Origin of the sequence: Fusobacterium sp. (assembly GCF_019012925.1) — a bacterium.
In the GTDB taxonomy this organism is placed as follows: Bacteria; Fusobacteriota; Fusobacteriia; order Fusobacteriales; family Fusobacteriaceae; genus Fusobacterium_A.
In genome coordinates, this window is the sequence record NZ_JAGIRL010000042.1 from 1 (window position 1) to 9,331 (window position 9,331).

Here is a 9,331-nt window from a genome sequence, read left to right on the forward strand (position 1 = left end):
GCGTTCATCCTGAGCCAGGATCAAACTCTTCGTTCAATCTATTTAACTCAGTAAAATTTACTGATAATTTACACCAATTTATTGTTGTGTTTGCATTTATTGTCTTTCTCTATTCTGTTGCTAATGTCCTTAACATTTTTTTGTACCGCTCTCTCGCGGACATAGATTATAATATCACAAATAATAATTTTCGTCAACACTTTTTTTATTATTTTTTTAAATAAAATATCTTATCATCAATCTTTCCTAATAAAATCAATAGTTCACAAATATATTTTTTTATAAAAAAACAGGAGAAAATTTATAAAAATTTTCTCCTAAACTTCATTTTTTTCTTAAAATTATTCAGCTTTTGCTGATTTTTTTGATAAATAATCATTGATTGCTAATTGGATAGCCTCTTCTGCTAATACAGAACAGTGCATTTTTACTGGTGGTAATCCTCCTAGTTCCTCAACAACCTTTTTGTTAGTTAATTTTAAAGCTTCTTCTACAGTTTTTCCTAAAACTAAATCTGTTGAAACAGATGAGCTAGCTATTGCTGATGCACATCCAAAAGTTCTAAATTTTACATCTGTTATAATATCATTTTCAACTTTGATAAATATTTCCATTATATCTCCACAAGATGGATTTCCAACTTTTCCATATCCTGATGGATTTTCAATTGTTCCAACATTGTGTGGATTCATAAAATGTTCCATTACTTTTTCTGTATATTGCATTTTTCTCTCCTTAAATCATCTTAATTTTTTCTATTTTTCAGCCTGATATGCATTCCATAATGGTGATATCATTCTCAATTTGTTGATTACTTCAACAACCGATTCAATTACATAATCAATTTCTTCTTTTGTATTATATTTTCCTATACCAAATCTGATTGTTCCATGAGCAAATTCTGGCTGGATTCCCATAGCTAATAGAACATGAGATGCTTGTAGCTCGTCAGAAGAACACGCTGAACCTGAACTTACTGCAATTCCTTTATAACTTAAACTTAAAAGGATAGACTCTCCCTCTAAATATTTAAAAGTGATGCTTGAAGTTCCTGGTAATCTTTTTACATCTTTAGCATTTACAACTACTTCTGGGATTCTTTTTACAATCTCATCCTCTAAATAGTTTCTTAACTCCTCTTCTCTTTTCCACTCTTCTCCCATATCTCTATATGATATTTCAAGTGCTTTAGCCATTCCAACTATTGCTGGTATATTAGATGTTCCTGGTCTTCTCTTTTTCTCTTGACCTCCACCTGTAAGAACTTTTCCAAATCTTACTCCATTTCTCCAGAACAATCCTGCTATTCCTTTAGGTCCGTAGAATTTATGTCCAGAGAAAGAAAGTAAATCTATTCCCATCTCTTTAGGCTTTATATCTAATTTTCCCATTGTCTGAACTGCATCAACGTGGAATATAATTCTATGCTCTTTTGCGATTTTTCCTATCTCTTCTATTGGTTGAAAAGATCCTACTTCATTGTTTGCGTGCATAACAGTTATTAGTATAGTATCATCTTTTATTGCTGCTTTTAAAGCTTCTATATCTAGTACACCATTGTGATCAACTGGTATTGTAGTAACTTCATATCCGTCCTCTACTAGATCCTTCAATGTATTTTTTACTGCTGGATGCTCTATTGGACTTGTTATAATGTGTTTTCCTCTATTCTTATAAGCTCTTGCAATTCCTCTTATAGCCAAGTTATCAGATTCACTTCCTGATGCCGTAAAAATAAGTTCGTCTGCTTCAACTCCTAAAAACTTTGCAATACACTCTCTTGATTCTGTTAGTGCCTTATTTGTTTCTTTCCCAAAAAGATGCAAACTTGATGAATTTCCATAAAATTCAGTAAGGTATGGTAACATTGCCTCAAGAACTTCACTATCCATCTTTGTAGTTGCATTGTTGTCTAGATAAACTTTCATATTTACCCTCTCCCTATAAAATTACATTTCTTATTCTATATTTATACCATTCTTTATTAAAATTGTCAAGAATTAAAATATTTTTTTAATTCTTTATTAAAAATCCGTGATCCATAGGGCCTCTGCCCTCTCCTAGGTCCAACATTTCCAACAATGCATTAGATAGATACTCCTTGGCTTTTTCTATAGATGTCTCTAAGCTCATACCTTTTGCAAGGTTTGATGCTATTGCACTAGAAAGTGTACAACCTGTCCCATGGGTATTGGGATTATCTATTCTTTTCCCCATAAACCATCTTATATTTTCTCCATTGTATAAAAAGTCATTTGCATCATTTAAATTGTGCCCCCCTTTACAAAGGACGGCACAACCATATTTATCATATATCTTTTTGGCAGCAACCATCATATCATCACTACTCTTAATCTCCATACCACTTAAAATTTCAGCCTCTGGAATATTTGGAGTTATCACAGTGGCTATTGGAAACAACTCATTACACATTGTATCTATAGCTTCATCTGCAATTAATTTTGACCCACTTGTAGATACCATAACTGGATCTAAAACTATATTTTTTACATTCTGATCCTTTAGATATTTAGATATTGTCTCTATTAATACCTTTGATGATAACATACCTATCTTTACAGCTTGAGGAGGTATATCATTAAACACTGCATCAAGTTGGGATTTTAAAAACTCCACTCCAACATCTAGTATTCCTGTTACTCCTTTAGTATTTTGAGCAGTGAGAGCAGTTATTACACTCATACCATAGACACCATTCATTGTCATTGTTTTCAAGTCTGCTTGTATCCCTGCTCCACCTGAACAATCACTCCCTGCAATTGTAAGTACTGGTTTTTTCATTTTTAACTCCCTTTTTTGCTCTCTTTTTTAATCTTTTCAGTCCCATATTTACAAAATTCTAAAATCTCACACTCATTACATTTAGGTCTTCTAGCTATACACTTATCTCTCCCTTGTAAAATCAAGTAGTGTGAGAAATCTATCCAGCTATCTTTGGGTACGATTTTCATAAGATCTTGCTCTATCTTAATTGGGTCATCATTCTTAGTCAACCCTATCAAATTAGTTAATCTCTTTACATGGGTATCCACTGTTATTCCATCAGCTAATCCCCATATCTCACCTCTTACTACATTTGCTGTCTTTCTTCCAACTCCAGCCAATTTTACTAATTTTTCCATCTCTTGAGGAATATTTCCACCATATTCCTCAAGAAGTTGTTGACTACATAATTTTATATTTTTTGCCTTATTTCTATAAAAACCTGTACTTTTTATCATCTCTTCTATCTTTTCTAGTGGTAACTCTGCAAACTCCTCAGGTGTATTAACATGCTTGTACATCTCACTAGTTACGATATTTACTCTGACATCTGTACATTGGGCTGAAAGGATTACAGCAACTAAAAGTTCAAAAGGTGTATTATAATTTAGTGCACACTTAGGCTTTCCAAATTTTTTGTTTAATTCTTCTAATATATTTTTAACTCTCTCTTTTTTTGTCATTCTCTTTCCTCTTGATCTATCTCTTTCTCGTATAAAAGATGTTCAGCTCCACTATATTCCTTTATTCCTTTTGATTTAAACCCCAGTCTTATAAAAGCTTTTTTAGAGATCTCATTCTCCTCTAAGATATAAGCATAAACCTTTTTTATCTGAGGTCTTTCAAATTTTAACTCCTCAATACTGTTAAAAATAGCCTCTTCTGAATACCCCTTTCCACGTACTTTTTCTATTAAATAAACACTTATTATTGCTCCCGTTTTACTTACCATCTCAAATTTAACTGTTCCTAAAAACTCTCTACTCAAACTTTCAATAGTATAAAAGAGATATGTAGGAGAATTTATTACAAAGGAGTACCATCTTTTATGTGCTTCCCATTGCTCCCTCTCTTTTTCAGGAAAATATTTTTTTACATAATTCAAGTGAATATAATTATATAAGTTTTGGATATCCTTCTCTTCCATTTTTCTCAGTATTATCTCTATCAAAAAAACCACCTTATTGTTAGTTTAAAACTACTCTGTATATTTTTTTCTTACCTATTTTTAAAACAAATTCTCCATCTGTAAATAGCTCATCTGTTATCTTCATTGCAAAATCTGCAACTTTATTATCAGCAACTGTCAATCCATTTTGTGTTACTAGTTTTCTTCCCTCTCCCTTTGATTTTATAAGCTTGTTCTCTACTAAGAAGTCTAGTAACTCCATTCCAACTCTATCTTTTGAAAGCTCTATTGATGGTACATTGCTCATATCTCCACCACCGAATGCTCCCTCTGCTCCCTGTTGTGCTTTTAAAGCTTCCTCTTCTCCATGAATCAATTTTGTAACTTCGAAAGCTAATACCTTTTTAGCTTGGTTTATCTCTGCTCCTTCAAGTGCTCCCAATCTTCTTACTTCATCCATAGGTACAAATGTCAATAGTGCTAAACACTTCTCAACGTCAGCATCTGCAACATTTCTCCAGTATTGATAAAACTCATATGGAGATGTTTTAGCTGGATCTAACCACAATGCTCCTTTAGCAGTTTTTCCCATTTTCTTACCTTCACTATTAGTTAAAAGAGTACAAGTCATTGCAAAAGCTTGTTTTTGCTCTTTCTTTCTTATTAGCTCTACTCCTGCTATCATATTTGACCATTGGTCATCTCCACCAAGCTCCATTGTACAACCATATTTTTTATTTAATACTAAGAAATCATAACCTTGCATTAACATATAGTTGAATTCTAAGAATGATAATCCAGCTTCCATTCTTTGTTTGAAACACTCAGCAGCCAACATTCTATTTACAGAGAAGTGTGCTCCAATATCTCTTATAAACTCAACATAATTTAATCCTAATAACCAATCAGCATTGTTCTCTAAAATTGCTTTTCCATCTGTAAAATCAATGAATTTTTCCATCTGTTTTTTTATACAAGCAACATTGTGTGCTATTGTTTCCTTTGTCATCATCTGTCTCATATCAGTTCTTCCACTAGGATCTCCTATCATAGCAGTTCCACCACCAACTAATGCAATTGGTCTGTGTCCGTGCTGTTGCATATGAGCCATAAACATCATTGCTATAAAGTGACCTACATGTAAACTATCTGCTGTTGGATCAAATCCAATATAAAATGTAACTTTCTCTTTCCCAAGTGCTTCTCTTATTTCATCTTCATGTGTAAATTGTTTGATGTATCCACGCTCTAATAATACATCTACTACGTTTTTATTTTCCATTTTTTCTCCCTTTATTTTCAATTATATTTTTTTAATATTTTAACATAAATATTCCTCTTTTTAAAGTCCTTAAAAGCTTAATTTTATTTGAAAAATATACTTTCTCTTTACTTTTTGTAAATTTTTTTTACTTTTTTTCTTATTTTTATATTGACATTCAGAAATAAAAGATCTAAAATAAGATCAAGAGTTCTAAGAAAAGATAGAGGTTGCAGTTTTCATTATTACTTTAAAAGACTATGTTTGTGCACACTTTTAAAGAAAAGGGGAAATTGCCGAAAGATGTATAAAAGCACAAGTTTATATATCTTGGGACGTCATATAACATATGGCGGACTGTCACAAATCAGTGGAGTGCTATCAGGATGGAAATATTTTCAGAGTTTTTTGTTCACTTAGCAAATCACTTTCGCTATCTATATATTAAAACCCAAATTTTAAGTAGTTGAGGAGGAAAGTTTTGTGAACAATTATTTTTTTAAAAAGTTTTTTTCATTTCTTTTATTATTTTTTACCCTTTCTATTTGTCTATTCGCTGACAACGGTACTCAATATACCCCTGCTTTGTATGGGACATTTTGGGCATTAGTTCCACCAGTTATCGCTATTGTACTCGCTTTGATTACAAAAGAAGCTTATAGTTCTCTTTTTATTGGAATTGTTTCAGGAGGAGTTCTTTATGCTGGTGCTAATCTTGAAAAAGTTACACTTCATGTTTTAAATGATGGTTTAATAGCAGTTCTCAGTGATTCAAATAACGTCGGTATAATAATATTCTTGGTTATTCTTGGAACAATGGTATCCTTGATGAATAAAGCTGGTGGATCAAAGGCTTTTGGAATCTGGGCTAGTAAGAGAATAAAGAGTAGAGTTGGAGCTCAACTTGCCACTATCATTTTAGGTTGTCTTATCTTTATTGATGATTATTTCAACTGTTTAACTGTTGGTAGTGTTATGTATCCAATTACAGATAAGCATAACATATCTCGTGCTAAATTGGCATATCTTATAGATGCCACTGCTGCACCTATATGTATAATAGCTCCTGTTTCATCTTGGGCTGCTGCTGTTAGTGGTTTTGTTCCAGGAGAGGATGGTTTTGCTATTTTTATCAAGGCTATTCCTTACAATTTCTATGCTTTATTCACTATAATTATGTTGATTATGATAGCTGTTTCAAACAGTGATTATGGACCTATGAAAACTCATGAACTCAATGCTTTAAATGGAGATCTCTTCTCAGATGGAAGAGAGATAAACTCTTCAGAAGAGTTAAATGAGGAAAACTCACATGGAAGTGTTTTAGATCTAGTAGTTCCTATCATATTTTTAATCATACTCTGTATCACTGGTATGATATATACAGGTGGCTTCTTTGCAGGAACTAGTTTTGTTGAGGCATTCTCAAATAGTGTTGCTTCACAAGGACTTGCAATTGGAAGTATGTTTGCTTTGATCTTAGCAATCATATTCTATGTTGTTAGAAAATCATTAACTTTTAAAGAGTGTATGGATTCTATCCCAGATGGATTTAAAGCAATGGTTCCAGCTATATTGATTTTAACATTTGCTTGGAGCTTGAAAGCTATGACTGATAGTTTAGGTGCTGCTCCTTATGTAGCACATCTTATGGAAAATGTAGCTGGTGGACTTGTAAATATGTTACCTGCTATAATCTTCTTAGTTGGTTGTGGACTTGCCTTTGCAACTGGTACATCTTGGGGTACTTTTGGAATATTGATTCCAATAGTTGTTGCTGTATTTGAAAACAATCCACAGATGATGATTATTTCAATCTCAGCTTGTATGGCTGGAGCTGTATGTGGAGATCACTGCTCTCCTATTTCAGATACGACTATAATGGCTTCTGCTGGTTCTCAATGTAACCACGTTGCCCACGTATATACACAGCTACCTTATGCACTCAGTGTAGCAGCAATATCTTTCGTATCATATGTTATTATTGGTTATACTAAATCTTGGTTAATAGCTTTTCCTGTTGGAGTCATTGGAGTTATTACCCTACTTCTTTTAGCTAAAAAAAGAGCTAAAAATTAATTAGCCCCTAACCTAAATATTTTATATAAATGAGATAAGGATGGTCATAGTTATTACCCACTAATAACTTTTCCATCCTTATTTCCTTTTAATCTCTTTTATTCTCTTTTTTTAAAGTTATACCAATGGACATCAATAGTCCACCCCATACTACAAAACAACCAAATACCATCATCACTATTGCACTTATATTCACTTCAATTCACCTCTTTCCATCTCCCAAGCTCTTCTATAGAAGAGTGTTGCACATATGACCATCAATAGAATAGTTCCCCAACCAAAAACAAGATTTCCAAGTGTTAAATTTTGAATACCCTTTATTAAATTTGTTATAACTGTTATTCCTAAAATGGTAGGAGTTACATATTTTAATAGAATATCAAACCATCTTCCAATTTCAAAATCAGAATATTCATTAGCTTCCTCTCTTATCTTCTCTATTCCATAGTATCTACATACTAAAACCGTTTCAACTAGCCCCAGTGTAGCTATTATATAATTTCCTACATGGGAATCAACTATATCCAATATATAGTTAAAACCTGCATAAGTTGAGAAAGCTGCACTTCCAACCAAACCTATTAAAGAGATCACTCCAACCAATCTCTCTCTACTTATTTTGAATTTATCTAAAGCCCCTGTTGCAAATGATTCTAGCATAGATATACTTGATGACAATCCAGCTATAAATAGACAGAAGAAAAATATAAATCCAATAATTCCCTGTAAAAATTGATTGGCTGTTATTGCTGATATGGCTATTGGAAAGGCTATAAAAGCTATCCCAGCTCCACTTCCAAAAGAGTTAAACTCAACTCCCATACTATTTACCAAATATCCTAATGTAGAAAAAACTGTTATTCCAGATATTATATCAAATGATGCATTTGCTAAAACTGTTATAAATGAACTGTTAACAACATCCCATTTCTTAGGAACATATGATCCATAAGCAATCATAACTCCAACAGCTAATGTTGTCGAAAAAAATACCTGTGCATAAGCTGCTACCCAAATACTTGGATTTAATATTTTCTCAAAATCTGGTGTGAACAGTGCATTCAATCCTATTACTGCACCCTTCAATCTCAAAGAATTGATCATAAAAATTAACATCAAAACCATCAATAAAGGTGTAAATATTTTTGAACATTTCTCTATTCCACTAGATATCCCCTTTTTTACAATTATCCAGTTGCTGAACCATACAATCAAAATAAAAGATAGCATATAACCACTTATTCCTGCTGAAAAATCAAAAGGTCCATTGGCGTTACCCACAATTATTCCCATTAATTTTCCTGGATCTGACATCCAATTAACTACTCCAAAAGCATGACCTAAAGACCATACCATAAAGACAACTGCTACAGAGATAATTGTACAATAGAACATCATCACCACTATTGGAATCATTACCTGTAACCAACCTAGCCACTCATATCTTTTCCCAAGCATTCTAAATGCCTTAGTTGATCCACCTCTAACTTTTCTTCCCAATTGGTACTCCAAAATCATAAGTGGTATACCACAAGTAAATAATGCCACTATATATGGCAAAAAGAAAGCTCCTCCACCATTTTTATAAGCTTGAAACGGAAATCTCCATAAATTTCCCAAGCCTATTGCCGCTCCTACTGCTGCATAGATGAATCCCTTTCTACTTGACCATAACTCTCTCTTCTCTTCCATTGAACCATCTCCCTTTAGAAATAAAAAAAGCAGTCTGCTAGACTGCTTAAACTTAACTTAAATTAATCCATTTTACCATATATAATATAGTATTTTCCTGTGTAGAATTACATAGACAGAAATATGTTATCAATATAAATAAAGTTCTTATCTAACATTTTGAATAAATTATCTGATTTTTCTATGCAGTTCCACCACCAATATTTTGCATTCATGTTAGACATATTGATAACCGTTGCCAAAACTCTATAAAAATATAGAAATTTGTTTATTTCCTTCTTCTCAGAGTCCGATTTTGCCGTAGCTACTTTCGTTTTATATAACTCTCCAAAGGCTTAAATTCGGATACAACGAATCCTACATATTAGCATTTTCTTGTTTGTGAA

The 9,331-nt window shown here is 32.6% G+C and carries 9 protein-coding genes and 1 riboswitch; of the genes, 1 reads left to right on the top strand and 8 read right to left on the bottom strand.

The genetic code is table 11. From position 1 onward, the window contains the following. Positions 1-341: 341 nt before the first annotated feature. From nifU to tyrS, 6 genes are all read right to left on the bottom strand, one after another. Positions 342-725: a Fe-S cluster assembly scaffold protein NifU gene (nifU, locus tag QZ286_RS07545; RefSeq protein WP_291256349.1), complete on the bottom strand. Its 384-nt coding sequence runs from the start codon at positions 723-725 to the stop codon at positions 342-344. Positions 726-755: 30 nt separating this feature from the next. Further along, on the bottom strand, positions 756-1,928 hold the full coding sequence (locus tag QZ286_RS07550; RefSeq protein WP_291256350.1) for a cysteine desulfurase family protein: 1,173 nt from the start codon (positions 1,926-1,928) through the stop codon (positions 756-758). 85 nt (positions 1,929-2,013) lie between these two features. Further along, the gene (gene thiD, locus QZ286_RS07555) at positions 2,014-2,802 is read right to left on the bottom strand and encodes a bifunctional hydroxymethylpyrimidine kinase/phosphomethylpyrimidine kinase (RefSeq protein ID WP_291256351.1); all 789 of its coding nucleotides are present in this window, start codon (positions 2,800-2,802) and stop codon (positions 2,014-2,016) included. 2 nt (positions 2,803-2,804) lie between these two features. Continuing rightward, positions 2,805-3,467 carry an endonuclease III gene (nth, locus tag QZ286_RS07560; RefSeq protein ID WP_291256352.1) on the bottom strand — a complete coding sequence of 221 codons (663 nt, stop codon included), beginning with the start codon at positions 3,465-3,467 and terminating at the stop codon, positions 2,805-2,807. After that, complete coding sequence (locus tag QZ286_RS07565; protein WP_291256353.1) at positions 3,464-3,955, bottom strand: GNAT family protein; 492 nt, start codon at positions 3,953-3,955, stop codon at positions 3,464-3,466. Before QZ286_RS07565 ends, nth begins: the two co-directional genes overlap by 4 nt. Before the next feature lie 16 nt (positions 3,956-3,971). Next, the gene (gene tyrS, locus QZ286_RS07570) at positions 3,972-5,195 is read right to left on the bottom strand and encodes a tyrosine--tRNA ligase (protein ID WP_291256354.1); all 1,224 of its coding nucleotides are present in this window, start codon (positions 5,193-5,195) and stop codon (positions 3,972-3,974) included. 195 nt (positions 5,196-5,390) lie between these two features. Continuing rightward, positions 5,391-5,563, top strand: a riboswitch (Lysine riboswitch). Positions 5,564-5,657: 94 nt separating this feature from the next. On the opposite strand from tyrS, the gene QZ286_RS07575 reads away from it, so the two are divergent. Continuing rightward, positions 5,658-7,253 (top strand): Na+/H+ antiporter NhaC family protein, encoded by a 1,596-nt coding sequence (locus QZ286_RS07575; protein WP_291256355.1) that lies wholly within the window; start codon positions 5,658-5,660, stop codon positions 7,251-7,253. 88 nt (positions 7,254-7,341) lie between these two features. Here QZ286_RS07575 and QZ286_RS07580 read toward each other — a convergent pair whose 3' ends face one another. Both QZ286_RS07580 and QZ286_RS07585 read right to left on the bottom strand, forming a co-directional pair. Further along, on the bottom strand, positions 7,342-7,449 hold the full coding sequence (locus QZ286_RS07580) for a methionine/alanine import family NSS transporter small subunit (protein WP_291256356.1): 108 nt from the start codon (positions 7,447-7,449) through the stop codon (positions 7,342-7,344). Then, positions 7,446-8,945, bottom strand: a complete 1,500-nt coding sequence (locus tag QZ286_RS07585) for a sodium-dependent transporter (RefSeq protein ID WP_291256357.1) — start codon at positions 8,943-8,945, stop codon at positions 7,446-7,448. Before QZ286_RS07585 ends, QZ286_RS07580 begins: the two co-directional genes overlap by 4 nt. Positions 8,946-9,331 lie beyond the last annotated feature (386 nt).

Bases quoted from the DNA above. Each gene is read 5' to 3' on its own strand.
- QZ286_RS07550 (WP_291256350.1), bottom strand. From the start codon at position 1,928: ATGAAAGTTTATCTAGACAACAATGCAACTACAAAGATGGATAGTGAA.
- thiD (WP_291256351.1), bottom strand. From the start codon at position 2,802: ATGAAAAAACCAGTACTTACAATTGCAGGGAGTGATTGTTCAGGTGGA.
- nth (WP_291256352.1), bottom strand. From the start codon at position 3,467: ATGACAAAAAAAGAGAGAGTTAAAAATATATTAGAAGAATTAAACAAA.
- nifU (WP_291256349.1), bottom strand. From the start codon at position 725: ATGCAATATACAGAAAAAGTAATGGAACATTTTATGAATCCACACAAT.
- QZ286_RS07585 (WP_291256357.1), bottom strand. From the start codon at position 8,945: ATGGAAGAGAAGAGAGAGTTATGGTCAAGTAGAAAGGGATTCATCTAT.
- tyrS (WP_291256354.1), bottom strand. From the start codon at position 5,195: ATGGAAAATAAAAACGTAGTAGATGTATTATTAGAGCGTGGATACATC.